The sequence below is a fragment of the Exiguobacterium sp. A1_3_1 genome (genome assembly GCF_048985645.1).
GTDB classification, from domain to species: domain Bacteria; phylum Bacillota; class Bacilli; order Exiguobacteriales; family Exiguobacteriaceae; genus Exiguobacterium_A; species Exiguobacterium_A indicum.
In genome coordinates this window covers 1-15,371 of the sequence record NZ_WBYY01000003.1, presented here as the reverse complement: position 1 = coordinate 15,371, position 15,371 = coordinate 1, and the positions used below count along the sequence as shown (strand labels likewise).

Genomic DNA, 15,371 nt, shown 5'->3' with positions numbered 1-15,371 from the left:
TAGTCAAATGAACCACGAAATGCCACTTTACGAAATCCCACTCTGGGGTGACTTCGTTCTGTACGGTAGCTGGACGAACTTGATCACAGTATTGATTGCTGCTGCTCTCGTCTTCTTGATTGCCGTGGCCGGTACGCGACGTCTTGTGATGAAGCCAACCGGTGCTCAAAACGTGATGGAGATGTTCCTTGAATTCGTTCGCGGAATCATCAGCAGCACGATGGACTGGAAAACAGGGGGTCGCTTCCTTACGTTCGGAATGACATTATTCCTGTTCATCCTTGTGTCCAACATCATGGGTCTCCCATTCAACGTCGTGACGGGACACTACATTTGGTTCAACTCACCAACTGCAGATCCTTACGTGACACTGGCACTTTCATCTCTCGTAGTAGTCTTAAGTCATTACTACGGTGTGAAGATGCGAGGCTTCGGCGCTTATGCGAAAACATTCATGACGCCGATGTTTATCATTACCATCATCGAGGAGTTTGCAAACACGTTGACGCTCGGTCTTCGTCTTTACGGAAACATCTTCGCTGGTGAAATCATGATCGGAATCATTCTTTCGATCGGTATCGTCTCTGGTACGAACGATTTCCAATTCCTCGGACCAGTCGGCGCGATCATCTCGGGTATCCCGATGTTGATCTGGCAAGGATTCTCACTCTTCATCGGTGGTATCCAAGCATACATCTTCCTTATCCTGACGATGGTTTACATCGGACATAAGGCAGCGCACGACCATTAATTCGAAGGTAAAGCATCCGCTTTTCCGATAACAGCACGACAAATCAATGAACATACTCTAGGGAGGCAATTTATCATGAATCTTATTGCAACAGCGATCATCATCGGACTCGGCGCACTCGGCGCAGGTATCGGTAACGGTCTTATCGTAAACGGTACAGTATTAGGTCAAGCACGTCAGCCAGAACTCAAAAACGAACTTCGTCAAACAATGTTCATCGGTATCGGTCTTGTTGAGGCACTTCCAATCATCGGTGTAGCGGTCGGTTTCCTTCTTCTCAACTCTTAATCCACGATTAACGAGAACGGACTACATAGGGCGCTATTCGTTCAACGTTTGAGTGAACCGTCACGGGAGCTTAGGCTCCCTTATGTAGATATTGAAGTTGAACCAACCACGAGGGGAGTGTAATCGAATGAATCTAACGTATCTTGCGGCAGAGGCTGGCGGCGAAGGCAACCAACTCTTATTAGCCAACATGATCGTCACGATCGTCGTTTTCCTCTTGCTCCTCATCCTCTTGAAGAAATTCGCATGGGGCCCGCTCGTCAACATGATGAAAGCGCGGGAAGAGCATGTGGCTAGCGAGATCAACTCGGCTGAAAAGAGCCGTAAAGACGCTGAAGTCTACGTAGAACAACAACGCGAAGAATTAAACAAGGCGCGTACGGAAGCACGCGATCTTTTAGAAGCATCACGCCGTCAGGCAGAAGCAGAGCAAGCACGTGCGATGGAGCAGGCACGTCTTGAATCCGAAATGAGTAAGGAAGAAGCTCGCCGTGCGATCGAACGTGAACGCGCTGAAGCACAAGCTGCTTTGAAGAACGATGTCGCTCTTCAAGCAATCGCTGCAGCACGCCACGTCATGAAAACACAGCTTGCGACAGACGAAGCCGCTCAAAAAGCACTCGTCGATCAATTCCTTGCTGATACTAAGGGCACGAACTAATGCGTGATCACGTAGCGGGACGCTACGCAAAAGCGCTCTTCGATCTTGCGCTTGAGCACCATGTGCTCGAGCAAGCAGAAGCTGATGTGCGGACGCTCGGCGAAGTGCTCCACGCAACACCAGAGCTCGCTTCGGTTTTAGATAACCCATCGATTTCTGCTGAAGAGCTCAAGCAAGTTCTTCAAACAAGCTTCACTGGCTTCAACTCGATCGTCTTGAACACATTGCTCGTCATGGTCGAAAACGACCGGGCGGCAGAGATCGTTACATTACCGGAACACTTCATTGCATTGTTAAATGAACACCGCAATGTCGCGACGGCAATCGTCACGAGTGCATACAAATTGTCAGACGAGGAACTCACGAAAGTGAAAGAGACGTTTGGCCAAAAATCAGGTAAAACGCTTGAAGTCGAGAACGTCGTCGACACGAGTGTCATCGGAGGACTTCGCGTTCAAATCGGTTACACGACATATGACGGTACGATCGAAACTAAACTAACGCGCCTTGAGCGTGAGCTGTTAAAAGCGTAAGAAAATAGGGGTGAAACGCATGAGCATTAGAGCTGAAGAAATCAGCGCCCTGCTTAAAGCGCGTATCGCGCAGTACGGTTCTACGATGGAAGTGAACGAGACAGGTACGGTCATCCAAATCGGTGATGGTATCGCTCGTGCACACGGACTCGACAACGTCATGTCGGGAGAGCTCGTAGAATTCGCTAACGGCACAATGGGCTTGGCGCAAAACTTAGAAGAAGGCAACGTCGGTATCATCATCCTCGGTGACTACCTTGAAATCAAAGAAGGCGACTCTGTTCGCCGTACTGGCCGCATCATGGAAGTACCAACAGGAGACGCACTCCTTGGACGTGTCGTCAACCCACTCGGTATGCCAATCGATGGTCTTGGTCCAATCGAAACAGAACACTACAACCCGATCGAGCGTAAGGCGTCTGGCGTCATGGCGCGTAAATCGGTACACGAGCCACTTCAGACAGGAATCAAGGCGATCGATGCCCTCGTTCCAATCGGTCGTGGACAGCGTGAGTTGATCATCGGTGACCGTCAGACGGGTAAAACGTCGATCGCCATCGATACGATCATCAACCAAAAAGAAGAAAACATGATCTGTATCTATGTCGCAATCGGACAAAAAGAATCAACAGTCCGTGGCGTCGTCGAGACGCTCCGTAAAAACGGTGCCCTCGATTACACGATCGTCGTTTCGGCAGCGGCTTCACAGCCAGCTCCACTTCTTTACCTCGCACCATTCGCAGGTGTCGCGATGGGTGAACACTTCATGGACCAAGGCAAACACGTTCTTGTCATCTATGATGATCTTTCAAAACAAGCAGCTGCTTACCGTGAGCTTTCACTTCTCTTGAAACGCCCACCAGGCCGCGAAGCTTACCCAGGGGATGTCTTCTACCTCCACTCACGCCTTCTTGAGCGTGCGGCGAAGTTGAACGACGAGCTTGGCGCAGGTAGCTTGACTGCCCTTCCGTTCATCGAAACACAAGCGTCGGATATCTCAGCTTATATCCCGACGAACGTTATCTCGATCACGGATGGTCAAATCTTCCTTCAATCGGATCTCTTCTTCTCAGGTGTCCGTCCCGCGATCAACCCGGGTCTTTCGGTATCGCGTGTAGGTGGTTCGGCTCAAGTAAAAGCGATGAAGAAGGTAGCGGGTACGCTCCGTCTTGACCTCGCATCTTACCGTGAGCTTGAAGCATTCGCTCAGTTCGGATCTGACCTTGATAAAGCGACTCAATCGAAGCTTAACCGTGGTGAGCGGACAGTTGAAGTCTTGAAACAAGACTTGAACCAACCACTTACTGTCGATAAGCAAGTCATCATCATCTATGCCTTGACTCGTGGTCACCTTGATGATGTTGCTGTAACGGATATTCGTCGTTTTGAAAAGGAACTCAACCTCTGGCTCGATCAAAACCGCAAACAACTTTGCGATGAGATCCGTAAGACAGGTAACCTTCCAGCAGACGAAGAGCTCGTAGCAGCAATCTCAGAATTTAAGAAAACGTTCCAAGCGACGGTCTAATCCGGCGGAACGCTCTTGATACTAACAAGGTGGTGAATCGAAATGGCATCGTTGCGCGAGATACAAACGCGGATCAACTCGACGAAAAGTACGAAACAGATCACGAAAGCGATGAACATGGTTTCGGCGTCGAAACTGAACCGCGCTCAAGCACATAGCGCGAAGTTCCAACCTTACATGCTGAAAATGCAAGAGGTACTCGGAACCATTGCGAATGGCACGACAGGTGCGAGCCATCCGATGCTCGAGAAACGTCCCGTCAAAAAGACGGGCTATATCGTCATCACATCGGATCGCGGCTTAGCTGGTGCATATAACGCCAACGTGCTGCGTGAAGTCTACCGGGAAATCAAAGAAAAGCATACTACGGACAGTTACGTTCTCTTCGTGGTCGGTAAAGTCGGTGTCCAGTTCTTCCGTTCACGCGGAATCACGGTCACGGATGCGATCACAGGCTTGAACGATTCTCCTTCGTATGTCGACGTCGCTGAGATCGTGAAGCGCACAGTGAGTGCGTTCACGATTGGCGAAATCGACGAGCTCAAGCTGTGCTACAACCACTTCTTATCTGTCATCAGCCAGGAAGTGAAAGTCGAAACTCTTCTCCCACTCGGAGAAATCGAAGCTTCGTCTTCGACGACTTATGAGTACGAGCCAAGCGAGGAACAAATCCTTGCTGAACTCCTCCCGCGTTATGCGGAGAGCTTGATCTTCGGTGCGCTTCTTGACGCGAAAGTAGCAGAACATGCGTCACGTATGACAGCAATGCAAAGTGCGACAGATAACGCAGATGACTTGATCGGTCGATTGACTCTCGTCTACAACCGAGCTCGACAAGCTGCGATCACGCAAGAAATCACAGAGATCGTCAGTGGGGCTGCTGCGCAGCAGTAATCCCGACTGGCGTAACGATAGGTAGGAGGAAACACGATGAACGAACTCGGTTTAAAAGGCCGCGTCGTCGCGGTCATGGGACCTGTCATCGACGTTAAGTTCGAAGGACACTTACCGAACATCTACAACGCGCTTCGTATTCAATATACGCCGCAAACTGTAGAAGAAGTGGCTATCGACTTGACGCTTGAGGTCGCCCTGCACCTTGGTGACGACGTCGTCCGTACCATTGCGATGGACTCTACGGATGGAGTACGCCGTGGAATGGAAGTACTCGATACGAATGCTCCAATCTCGGTACCCGTCGGAGAAGCGACACTTGGTCGCGTCTTCAACGTACTCGGTAACCCAATTGATGAAAAAGAAATCGCTGCTGATGTGGAACGTCTTCCGATCCACAAAAAAGCACCGACTTTCGATAACCTTTCAACGAAAGTTGAAATCCTCGAGACTGGAATTAAAGTCGTCGACTTGCTTGCTCCTTACATCAAGGGTGGTAAGATCGGTCTCTTCGGTGGTGCCGGTGTAGGTAAGACCGTCCTCATCCAGGAATTGATCAACAACATCGCGCAAGAGCACAGCGGTATCTCGGTATTCGCAGGTGTTGGTGAGCGGACGCGTGAAGGAAATGACTTGTTCCACGAGATGACGGATTCAGGCGTTATCAAACAAACAGCGATGGTCTTCGGTCAGATGAACGAACCACCGGGTGCACGTCTTCGTGTTGCCTTGACTGGTTTGACAATGGCAGAATACTTCCGTGATGAGCAAGGACAAGACGTTCTTCTCTTCGTTGATAACATCTTCCGTTACACACAAGCGGGTTCTGAGGTATCGGCCCTTCTCGGTCGTATGCCATCTGCCGTTGGTTACCAGCCAACACTCGCAACAGAGATGGGTATGCTTCAAGAGCGAATCACATCAACAAACAAAGGTTCGGTTACATCGATCCAAGCGGTTTATGTACCAGCCGATGACTATACTGACCCGGCTCCTGCGACGACGTTTGCTCACTTAGATGCAACGACGAACCTTGAGCGCCGTCTCTCTGAGATGGGGATCTATCCTGCCGTGGATCCACTTGCTTCAACATCACGCGCCCTTTCACCGGAAATCGTCGGCGAAGAGCACTACGGTGTTGCACGTCAAGTTCAGGAAACACTTCAGCGTTATAAAGAACTTCAAGATATCATCGCGATCCTCGGTATGGACGAGTTGTCAGAAGACGACAAATTGACTGTACACCGTGCGCGTCGTATCCAGTTCTTCTTGTCGCAGAACTTCCACGTAGCTGAGCAGTTCACAGGACAAAAAGGATCGTACGTCCCAGTTAAGGACACGATCCGCGGCTTCAAAGAAATCCTCGAAGGTAAACACGATGACTTAACGGAAGAAGCATTCCGTCTCGTCGGTCCGATCGAAGATGCGATTGAAAAAGCGAAGGCGCTTGTCTAAGTGACAAAGCATAAGGGGGACTTGAGATGAACACACTTCATGTCAATATCGTCACCCCGGATGGCGAAGTGTATGATGGCGATGTCCGTATGGTCGTTGCGAAGACGATTTCTGGTGAGATCGGGGTTCTCCCGCACCACGTCCCACTCGTGACACCACTCGACATCAGCATCTTGAAGTTGCGCCACGAAGATGGCGGACGCACGTTGATCGCTATCAGCGGTGGCTTTATGGAAGTGCGCCAGGATACTGTAACGGTTCTTGCGGAAACTGCGGAGCAAGCAGACAAGGTCGACTACGACCGTGCTGCAGCTGCGAAGGTTCGTGCAGAACGTCGTCTCCAGGACACGAAATTATCAGAACTCGAATTCAAGCGTGCTGAACTTTCACTGAAACGAGCAGTTAACCGTCTCAGCTTGAAAGACTACGGTCGCGACTGATTTCGATCAAAGACTCGATTCCTTCATGGAATCGGGTCTTTTTTTGTACGACGCATCAATGAATGAGTGCGAAGAAGCGTTTTCTGAGCGAGGCGCTTGGAATCAGGTTTAGGAAGCGAAAAATATGTAAAAGAACACTATATGCCTTGTTTTCACGATTTCTTCAACAGAAAGCTCATGATTTTCCTCATTTGCTCTTCAATAAATATATTTTATGCGATAAAATAAATGCAGCTTGTATCATTTTGTTTGCGCAATCATTCATTTTATGAAATCATGGTAAAGTTGAAGAAATTATGAAGAAGAGGTGCAATGGTAGTGACGTCAATTGGTATTAGTGCTCTGATCAGCATGCTCATGTACGTGATCGCCATCTTGTTTGCTTGGTGGGTGATGTTACCAATCAAATGGGATAAATTCCTGCAACATCCTAGAGGTCCACAGGCGGTTTTACTACGTGTCCTGCTTGCTGTTGCTCTTGGTTCCAGTCTGGCGCGCTTTTTACTTGAATATGCGGGTTTTGCGCAACGTCTGAAATTCTTATTCAGCTGAACTTGTAACTTCATTGTAAACCTTGTATCGTGAAACTGGATTACCATGGAAAAGGACACTGTTCTTTAATGAAAGAACACAGTCAATTTATCAATCATCGAAACAGTCGCGTAGTAGTTTTAACTATTGGGAGTTTCTCTTCTATCGGTTCATCTCGAACCGCATACGCACTTATCACGCCATCATAAATAGAACAGAAACGAAGCAGAGGAGTATGGGGAATGGAAAAAATCGTTGTCCGAGGCGGACGTAAATTAGCTGGCACAGTCAAAGTAGAAGGTGCAAAAAATGCCGTATTAAAAACACTCGTTGCAACATTGCTTGCATCAGAAGGGAAATCCGTCCTTCAAAACGTACCACGTTTAGCAGACGTCTATACGATCAATAACGTGTTGCGCAACTTGAACGCGGAAGTCGAATTCGATGCGGAAGCCAACACGGTGACGGTCAATGCAGAGCCGAATCTTAAAGACGAGGCACCACTCGAGTACGTGCGTAAGATGCGAGCTTCGATTCTCGTCATGGGTCCATTACTTGCACGCCTCGGGCGCGCACGCGTTGCAATGCCAGGTGGCTGTGCAATCGGATCACGTCCGATCGATCTTCACTTGAAAGGATTCGAAGCGATGGGCGCGAAGACGATCATCGGAAACGGATTTGTTGAAGCGCATGTCGACGGTCGTCTCCAAGGTGCAAAAATCTACCTCGACTTCCCATCAGTCGGTGCGACAGAGAATATCATGATGGCTGCGACACTCGCAGAAGGAACGACAGTCATCGAGAACGTCGCAAAAGAACCAGAAATCGTTGACCTTGCGAACTTCTTGAACGCAATGGGCGCAAAAGTCCGCGGTGCAGGTACAGAAACGATCCGCATCGAAGGCGTCGAGAAATTACACGGTGCAACACACTATGTCATTCCTGACCGGATTGAAGCAGGTACGTTCATGATCGCAGCAGCGATCACAGAAGGTGACGTCGAAGTCATCGGTGCTGAGCGCGAACACCTTCGTCCACTCATCTCGAAGATGGAAGAGATGGGCGTTAAGATCACGGATACAGAAGAAGGACTCCGTGTCGTTGGTCCAGCAAAACTTGAAGCAGTTGATGTCAAGACGATGCCACACCCTGGTTTCCCGACAGACGTTCAAGCACAGATGATGGCCCTCGTTCTCAAAGCAGGCGGCACATCGGTCATCACGGAAACAGTTTTTGAGAACCGTTTCATGCACGTTGAAGAATTCCGTCGCATGAACGCGGACATCAAGATTGAAGGTCGCTCGTCGATCATCAATGGTGGTGTACAGTTACAAGGTGCGGAAGTTCTTTCAACGGATCTTCGCTCAGGTGCTGCACTCGTCACAGCAGGATTGATCGCTGAAGGCGAAACGCGTGTCGGTGCGCTTCACCACATCGATCGTGGATACGTCGACTTCCACCTCAAACTTCAAGCACTCGGTGCAGACGTCGAACGTGTGACAGAAGAAGCGGCAATCGTCGAAGAAACGGCAGCAACAAAGCTTTAATTCCAATTATCCAAGCATCATCTCATGTTTTTGAGATGATGCTTTTTTGCTGTATTTTCAAAAAGATGACAATGAAATGTGAAAAGCGAAAAAGAAAGTCGTTTCGTTATGAGGCGTATGCTAGAATTGAAAAGTATGTATACATAAATGGGTTAGACGTCCAAACGACGTTCTATATTTTGGAAGAATAGCCATCGGGTAAAGGAGAGCACACGAGATGTTTTCAAAAGATATCGGAATCGACTTAGGGACGGCGAACGTCGTCATTCATGTCAAAGGGAGAGGCATCGTCCTCGATGAGCCATCGGTCGTCGCGATCGATAAGGCAACAGGTAAGATTCATGCAGTAGGAACGGAAGCACACTTGATGGTAGGGCGGACACCGGGGAACATCGTCGCGATTCGTCCTTTACAAGACGGAGTCATCGCGGACTTCGAAATGACGGAAGCAATGCTTCGCCATTTCATCGATAAGATTGAAGTCCGTAAGATGTTCGGTGGCGTCCGGATGTTGATCTGTACACCAGCAAGCATCACGACGGTTGAAGCGAAGGCGATTCGTCAAGCCGGTGAAAAATCAGGCGCAAAGACGGTCTTCCTCGAAGTCGAGCCGAAGGTCGCAGCAGTCGGTGCCGGTATGGACATTTGGATGCCAGCAGGGCACATGGTCATTGATATCGGTGGGGGAACGACGGACGTCGCTGTACTATCGATGGGTGATATCGTATGCGGGGAGACGATCAAAGTCGCAGGAGATCGCTTCGACCACGACATCATCCGTTCAATCAAGGATACACATAAGCTCATCATCGGGGAACGGACGGCACAAGCGGTCAAGACGACAGTTGCTACTGTTTCAGAAGACGGACGGAGCGAACAGATGGATATTCGGGGACGCAATCTCGTGACAGGCTTACCGCACAACATCACGGTGACATCAGAAGAGATGCACGAAGCGCTCGCGGAAGCAGCGATGGAAATCGTCGAAGCAACGAAGCGTGTGCTCGAGAAGACGCCACCAGAGCTTGCAGCGGATATCATCGATCGCGGTATCATCCTGACGGGTGGGGGCGCACTCCTTGACGGCATCGATCAACTGCTTGCAAAAGAACTCGGACTACCGGTTCTGATCGCAGAAGATCCAATGCTATGTGTCGCACGCGGTACAGGCATCATGCTCGATAATCTAGGCAAGTGATGAAAAGATGGAAGTGTTCTCAACGGAGAATGCTTCTTTTTTTTGTAGCATTCATTTTGCGAATTAATGAAGAGTAGAGGACAACTGGAAGAAACACTTGAACGATTCAAACGCTAGACATTTCACATTGTGAAGTGTATATTAGAAGTTGTTGTATTGAAACGAATTGTAAAATAAAAGGAAGTGATGCCACAATGCCATTGTGGAAAAGAAATTTAGTCGTCGTTTGGTTCGGTAGTTTTTTGACCGCTGCAGCCCTCAGTCTCGTTTTACCGTTTTTGCCCTTATTCATTGAAGAACTCGGTGTCGACAGCCGACAAGATATTACGACCTGGTCCGGCATCGCCTTTGGTGCAACGTTCCTCGTCGCTGCAATCGTCTCACCAATCTGGGGACGTCTCGCCGATCGAAAAGGACGGAAGCTGATGTTGCTTCGCGCAAGTCTTGGTATGTCGATCGTCATGTTCTTGATTAGTTTCGTTCAAGACGTCTATCAACTCGTATTCTTACGTCTTGTCATGGGAGCCGTGTCCGGATTCATTTCAGCCGGTATTACACTCGTTGCTTCCCAAACCCCAAAAGAGAAAAGTGGCTGGGCGCTCGGCACCCTGTCGACCGGTGGGATTGCCGGTGGATTGCTAGGACCTCTCATTGGAGGATTCCTCGCCGACGTTGTTGGGCTTCGACCCGTTTTTCTCTTTACGAGCGTACCGCTCTTCGTTACCTTTCTCGTGACCTACTTCTTAGTTAAAGAAGAATTCGTCCCAATGGAAGTTAAAAAAATGGCGTCCGCGAAGGAAATCATCCAGTCGCTGCGTCATCCGGAACTGATTTTAAGTCTCTTTTTGACGACGTTCCTGATTCAGTTCGCGGCACAATCAATCAGTCCGATCCTGTCGCTGTATGTTCGAGAACTTAGTCCGGGGACAGAACGTCTGGCGTTACTATCCGGGATTGTCGCTTCGGCACCTGGGATTGCGGCATTGATTGCGGCACAGCGTCTCGGTCGTCTCTCAGATAAGATTGGAGCAGAGCGTGTCTTGTTCTTTGCGCTACTTATTTTTGCTGCCTTTTTGATTCCGCAAGCATTCGTCACGGATACGAGCCAACTGATCGTCTTACGGATGGGAATTGGATTTGCGACAGCTGCTTTAATGCCGTCTGTTCAAACGTTGCTTCGGAAGAATACGCCGGCCAATGCGTCAGGCCGGATCTTTGGATATAACCAGTCCGCACAGTTCATGGGGAACTTCCTCGGACCGCTCGCAGGTGGACAAATTGCTGGTCACTTCGGTTTTGAAGCATTATTCCTCTTTACTGGACTAATCGTCATCACGAATGCCGTGTTAGAGCGGACACAAACAGCAGTGCTCAGTAAAAATAACGGATAAGGTAAAACACGTCGACTCGAATGAAAGTCGACGTGTTTTTTTGTATCAAGAAGGCGGTTCGAGAACGTCTTCCAAAAAGGAAGGTTGAGAATGTTTCAGTTGCTCCTGGACGAGAGAAGAGAGCGCACGCACCTTGAAATCCGCTGCATAATGGAATAGACCGTTATCGAGTTCCGTGATAGATGCAGGAACGAGAAAAATCTCGGGATGAATCAATGAGGCAAGTGTCACGTTCAGTTCGATGTTTTGATGAATCGGCAGACGAATCGAAGAGTAGAAGAACAACGTCTTATTCGTACATCGATTGATCAGGATATCAGAGAATCCGACTTGGATGGCTCGACCGTTCAGCCGGGTGATCGTGATTTGAGCAAATAATGATAAAATCGCTTCGACTGGAGCGGCTGTACCGGTGTGTTGTGGATATAACATCCCTTTCGTCAGTAATTTTTCAAAAGTGCTCTCTGATACTGGTTTGCTAAACAAATAGCCTTGAATCAGGTCGCACTGTAACTCGCGATAAAAATCGAGCTGCGGAATCGTTTCGATGCCTTCTGCAACGACAGTCAATTGAAACTCCTTTGCCATGAAGAGAATGCTTTTGACGACGGAACGACTTTTTGGATCGTGCTCGATCAGTTGCGCGAGGGAACGATCGATCTTTAGGCAATTGATCGGATAGCGCTGGACGTGAGAGATTGATGAATAGGCGGTACCGAAGTCATCTAAGGAGATATGGACACCGAGTGCAGAAATTCGTTCTAGAATCTCATGGATTTTATCGCTTTCAAGTAAGATGTCGGACTCGAGTAATTCAATCTCAAGGAGATGATCCGGTACTCGGTATCGCTTGAGATATTGTTCGATGACTTGTCCAAAATCTCCGTAAAACAGACGCTTCGGGGAGACGTTGATGGAAATCGGAACGATGTTCGAATGGCGTTGTTCGCGAAGCTTACTGAGAAAACGACATGTCTGATCGAGTACCCAATCCCCAATGTGGAGATACATCTCACTTTCTTCCGACAAGGAGAGAAAATCCTTTGGCGTCAAGCGTCCCCACTCCGGATGATTCCAGCGAATCAATGCTTCGGCTCCTTGGATATTTCCGTTCCAGCCATCGACTTTCGGCTGGTATTCGAGGACGAGCTGCTCGTTTTGAATGGCGTATCGTAAATCCCGTTCGAGTTCATAACGGCGATACATATCAATATCGAGCGTCGTCGAGTAAAACTGATAATTGCTCTTCGTTCGTGATTTCGCACGCCGGAGTGCTGTATACGTTTGTTTCAATAATTCGTCTGCTGATAGTTTATCGTTGACGACGTATGTGATACCGATATAGACGTTCGTGAACAATTCATAAGACAAGACATCAAAACGTTTTTCAGATAGCTTCAGTAGCTGATGGCTTAGTTTCACGATAGCTGTCTCATCGATCGGTTTCTTAATGATGAAGAGATACTTATCACCGAACAGATGACCGACGAAATGATCTTGATCTGCAAAGCGACGCACTTCAGCACTCGTCTGGCGAATCCATTCATCTCCGACATCATGTCCGAAACGTTCATGAATGACATTGTATTGCTTAAAGGTGACAGCAAGCAACGTAAACGATGTTCGTGTCTTCAATAAACTCGTGATTTCCTCGAGTAAAAAGGCGCGGTTCGGTAACTGAGTTAACGAGTCATGCATGGAGAGATGCCAAATCGTATGCTGTTGCTCTTTTAAAATCGTAATGTCAGACGAGACCCCATAATGACCCGAGACATCGCCCTTATTATCAAGAATTGGAATACAGGTTTCCTCGATCCAAAAGACATTGTCGAGGAGTTGGAGGCGATAGAGGTGTCGGATGACCTTACCGTTACGAATCTCAGGATACGAGAGTTCTAAATGTGGTAAATCCTCGGGGTGAATCAGTGTCCGCCATAACTGGGGTTCCTTTTCAATCCGGTTCAGGATGTGCTGATAGGGAGCTAAAAAACCGGCTGATTGAAACGTGACGGTTTGCGGATGATAGATATGTTCGTAAATGGACGTATCCAGTGAGCCGAAGACATCCTTTAAGGACTGAATGGCATGATCGCGTTCGCGTTCAAGACTCGTCAGCTCCGTCGCATCATGCAGGATGAAGTTGACGCAGCGGGGAGAAGAGTTTTGCTGAAGTAAGGCATCACAACGAACGACTTTCGTATAGTGACGTCGTTTGCTCATTCGAAGGGACATCGAGAATTCAGCAATCTGCTCGTCACACAAGGCAGTACTCTGTTGTAAGAATAGATCGCGGTCTTCCGGGTGGATTTCGTCGAGCAGTTCGTATGCATCCATTTGTGCGACATGACGCTGTGACCATTCTAGCAATTGACTAAGTGCGGCATCGGCAGTCAGTTGTTTCGTCGAAGGAATATATTCAAGAAAGGTGACGCCGTCAAGCGTCGTCGTCAACTGTTCCTTTGCAAGTAGACGATTATAAGCGGTACGTAATTCTTTTTGTTGGGAGACGTCACGCGCAATGCCGTAAAGTCCAATGATGACGTGTTGATTGTAGAGGGGAATGTTCGTGACGTTGACAGTCAGGATTTGACCATCTTTTCGTTGAATGTCCGTTGTGAAATGAATCGTTTCGCCTTCGTGAACACGATGTTTTAGTGGTGCAATACGTTCAGCTTCTGATTTGATGAGCAGCTCGCTGAAATGCATACTACGGATCGCGTCGGTAGGATAACCGAGTAAAAGAGGTAGCTTATTATTAAATGCGATGAAATTTCCTTTCAAATCCATCGTATAAACTGCATCCGGGTGATTTTCAAGGAAGTGGGTCATGTCTGTCAACAGTGTGAAATCTAAAGAAGGAGTGGTCGATTGGTTCGTACGTCTTTTAAAGAAAGACACCGTCATCACCTCGTTTCAACTGGTCGATATGAACTACTTCTAATTATACCCAATTGGAATAATTATGAATATGAAACGAATTCAAAAGAAGGAGAATGATTTTTTGATAGGAATAGTAGTACTTTAGATGCAACTCAGAATTTTATTCCCTTTTTTTGAAAAAAACTCATAATCTGAAGCAAACGGACCGATATACTAAAAGATAGAATTGAACATGAAGTCAATGAGGAGATGAAATATAGATGTTACGCGGAATGTATACGGCATCCGGTGCGATGCAGGCATTGCAACGCCAACAAGAGATGTTGAGTAATAACTTAGCGAATGCACGGACGCCCGGCTTCCGTGCCGATCAAGCATCCCTGCGCACGTTTCCGGAGATGATGATCCATCAAGCGGCGACGAATGAACGGACGGGAATTCGACCTGCTGGAAACGTCGGTACGCTCGCGACAGGTGTGTTTATGCAGGCGGCGACACCGAACTTCGCACCTGGATCCATCACGGAGACAGGAAATGCGACGGATTTACAGATTAGTTCGATCGACGGTGTGCCGATGTTCACGATTTTCCATAATACGGGAGAAGGAACAGGAATCGAAGGAGAAACATTGTATACGACGAATGGGCAGTTCGCAGTCGATGGAGACGGTATCTTACGGACGACGGACGGCGATCAGGTACTCGATGAGAACGGAAATATCATGAACGTCGGCAATGACGATTTCAAAGTCTCACCTGAAGGTGTCGTGACGCGGGGGAACGGAGAGCAAGTCGGACGACTAGGACTTGTGACGACGAATAATACGGAACAACTCGAACGGGTTGAGAACGGACTCTACCGGGCACCTGAAGCGTTGGCACAAGGCAACGTCAAGGTTGATCAAGGGGTACTTGAACTCGGGAACGTCGCGATTGAACAGACGATGGCAGAGATGAACGCTGGTCTGCGTCAGTTTGAAGCGAATCAAAAAGTCATTCAAGCGTATGACCGGACAGCGGAAAAGGCAGTTTCTGAAATCGGTCGCGTCCGATAATGAAAGGGGAATACCATGCAATCACTCTATACGTCAGCTAGTACAATGGCGCAATTACAAAAACAACTCGATACGACCGGGCACAACTTAGCGAATGTCGATACGAACGGATATAAACGTCGTGACGCCCAGTTCAAGGAGCTGTTGACGCGTAACATCCAGAACCAACCGGCTGCATTGCAAACGGGACCTTTATCGACACCGGCCGGCTTACGAATC

15 protein-coding genes are annotated in these 15,371 nt (G+C 48.4%); 14 read left to right on the top strand and 1 reads right to left on the bottom strand.

The window, feature by feature from the left end:
• The first annotated feature begins 7 nt into the window (after positions 1 to 7).
• From atpB to F8N00_RS00650, 12 genes are all read left to right on the top strand, one after another.
• Positions 8 to 751, top strand: coding sequence for a F0F1 ATP synthase subunit A (gene atpB / locus F8N00_RS00705; RefSeq protein ID WP_023469500.1), 744 nt, complete (start codon positions 8 to 10; stop codon positions 749 to 751).
• A 75-nt stretch (positions 752 to 826) separates the two neighbouring features.
• Complete coding sequence (atpE, locus tag F8N00_RS00700) at positions 827 to 1,039, top strand: F0F1 ATP synthase subunit C (RefSeq protein ID WP_023469499.1); 213 nt, start codon at positions 827 to 829, stop codon at positions 1,037 to 1,039.
• Positions 1,040 to 1,166: 127 nt separating this feature from the next.
• Complete coding sequence (atpF, locus tag F8N00_RS00695) at positions 1,167 to 1,700, top strand: F0F1 ATP synthase subunit B (RefSeq protein ID WP_023469498.1); 534 nt, start codon at positions 1,167 to 1,169, stop codon at positions 1,698 to 1,700.
• On the top strand, positions 1,700 to 2,233 hold the full coding sequence (locus F8N00_RS00690; RefSeq protein WP_023469497.1) for a F0F1 ATP synthase subunit delta: 534 nt from the start codon (positions 1,700 to 1,702) through the stop codon (positions 2,231 to 2,233). Before atpF ends, F8N00_RS00690 begins: the two co-directional genes overlap by 1 nt.
• A 19-nt stretch (positions 2,234 to 2,252) precedes the next feature.
• A complete protein-coding gene (gene atpA, locus F8N00_RS00685) occupies positions 2,253 to 3,761 on the top strand; it encodes a F0F1 ATP synthase subunit alpha (RefSeq protein WP_035395863.1) in 1,509 nt (502 codons plus the stop codon).
• Between the two features lie 42 nt (positions 3,762 to 3,803).
• Positions 3,804 to 4,655, top strand: coding sequence for an ATP synthase F1 subunit gamma (gene atpG, locus F8N00_RS00680; protein WP_058704130.1), 852 nt, complete (start codon positions 3,804 to 3,806; stop codon positions 4,653 to 4,655).
• A gap of 36 nt (positions 4,656 to 4,691) precedes the next feature.
• Positions 4,692 to 6,110: a F0F1 ATP synthase subunit beta gene (gene atpD, locus F8N00_RS00675; RefSeq protein ID WP_023469494.1), complete on the top strand. Its 1,419-nt coding sequence runs from the start codon at positions 4,692 to 4,694 to the stop codon at positions 6,108 to 6,110.
• A 26-nt stretch (positions 6,111 to 6,136) separates the two neighbouring features.
• On the top strand, positions 6,137 to 6,550 hold the full coding sequence (locus F8N00_RS00670; protein WP_029342737.1) for a F0F1 ATP synthase subunit epsilon: 414 nt from the start codon (positions 6,137 to 6,139) through the stop codon (positions 6,548 to 6,550).
• Positions 6,551 to 6,862: 312 nt separating this feature from the next.
• The gene (locus tag F8N00_RS00665; protein WP_235515945.1) at positions 6,863 to 7,102 is read left to right on the top strand and encodes a DUF1146 family protein; all 240 of its coding nucleotides are present in this window, start codon (positions 6,863 to 6,865) and stop codon (positions 7,100 to 7,102) included.
• 221 nt (positions 7,103 to 7,323) lie between these two features.
• Positions 7,324 to 8,628 carry a UDP-N-acetylglucosamine 1-carboxyvinyltransferase gene (gene murA, locus F8N00_RS00660; RefSeq protein WP_023469491.1) on the top strand — a complete coding sequence of 435 codons (1,305 nt, stop codon included), beginning with the start codon at positions 7,324 to 7,326 and terminating at the stop codon, positions 8,626 to 8,628.
• Positions 8,629 to 8,845: 217 nt separating this feature from the next.
• Positions 8,846 to 9,826 (top strand): rod shape-determining protein MreB, encoded by a 981-nt coding sequence (mreB, locus tag F8N00_RS00655; RefSeq protein ID WP_023469490.1) that lies wholly within the window; start codon positions 8,846 to 8,848, stop codon positions 9,824 to 9,826.
• Positions 9,827 to 10,020: 194 nt separating this feature from the next.
• Positions 10,021 to 11,217, top strand: coding sequence for a multidrug efflux MFS transporter (locus F8N00_RS00650; protein ID WP_421017597.1), 1,197 nt, complete (start codon positions 10,021 to 10,023; stop codon positions 11,215 to 11,217).
• A gap of 45 nt (positions 11,218 to 11,262) precedes the next feature.
• Here F8N00_RS00650 and F8N00_RS00645 read toward each other — a convergent pair whose 3' ends face one another.
• Entirely contained in the window at positions 11,263 to 14,115 is a 2,853-nt protein-coding gene (locus tag F8N00_RS00645) for an EAL and GGDEF domain-containing protein (protein WP_421017596.1), read from the bottom strand.
• A gap of 242 nt (positions 14,116 to 14,357) precedes the next feature.
• Here F8N00_RS00645 and F8N00_RS00640 point away from each other — a divergent pair, with 242 nt between their 5' ends.
• A complete protein-coding gene (locus tag F8N00_RS00640; RefSeq protein ID WP_075643023.1) occupies positions 14,358 to 15,152 on the top strand; it encodes a flagellar hook-basal body protein in 795 nt (264 codons plus the stop codon).
• Positions 15,153 to 15,167: 15 nt separating this feature from the next.
• A partial coding sequence (locus F8N00_RS00635; RefSeq protein WP_421017595.1) for a flagellar basal body protein occupies positions 15,168 to 15,371 on the top strand: 204 nt, incomplete at its 3' end.

What these genes read in the sequence shown, in the direction of transcription:
- F8N00_RS00690 (WP_023469497.1), top strand. Translation starts at nt 1,700, where the DNA reads ATGCGTGATCACGTAGCGGGACGCTACGCAAAAGCGCTCTTCGATCTT.
- mreB (WP_023469490.1), top strand. Translation starts at nt 8,846, where the DNA reads ATGTTTTCAAAAGATATCGGAATCGACTTAGGGACGGCGAACGTCGTC.
- F8N00_RS00640 (WP_075643023.1), top strand. Translation starts at nt 14,358, where the DNA reads ATGTTACGCGGAATGTATACGGCATCCGGTGCGATGCAGGCATTGCAA.
- atpB (WP_023469500.1), top strand. Translation starts at nt 8, where the DNA reads ATGAACCACGAAATGCCACTTTACGAAATCCCACTCTGGGGTGACTTC.
- F8N00_RS00670 (WP_029342737.1), top strand. Translation starts at nt 6,137, where the DNA reads ATGAACACACTTCATGTCAATATCGTCACCCCGGATGGCGAAGTGTAT.
- atpA (WP_035395863.1), top strand. Translation starts at nt 2,253, where the DNA reads ATGAGCATTAGAGCTGAAGAAATCAGCGCCCTGCTTAAAGCGCGTATC.
- atpD (WP_023469494.1), top strand. Translation starts at nt 4,692, where the DNA reads ATGAACGAACTCGGTTTAAAAGGCCGCGTCGTCGCGGTCATGGGACCT.
- atpE (WP_023469499.1), top strand. Translation starts at nt 827, where the DNA reads ATGAATCTTATTGCAACAGCGATCATCATCGGACTCGGCGCACTCGGC.
- murA (WP_023469491.1), top strand. Translation starts at nt 7,324, where the DNA reads ATGGAAAAAATCGTTGTCCGAGGCGGACGTAAATTAGCTGGCACAGTC.
- atpF (WP_023469498.1), top strand. Translation starts at nt 1,167, where the DNA reads ATGAATCTAACGTATCTTGCGGCAGAGGCTGGCGGCGAAGGCAACCAA.
- F8N00_RS00650 (WP_421017597.1), top strand. Translation starts at nt 10,021, where the DNA reads ATGCCATTGTGGAAAAGAAATTTAGTCGTCGTTTGGTTCGGTAGTTTT.
- F8N00_RS00665 (WP_235515945.1), top strand. Translation starts at nt 6,863, where the DNA reads ATGGTAGTGACGTCAATTGGTATTAGTGCTCTGATCAGCATGCTCATG.
- atpG (WP_058704130.1), top strand. Translation starts at nt 3,804, where the DNA reads ATGGCATCGTTGCGCGAGATACAAACGCGGATCAACTCGACGAAAAGT.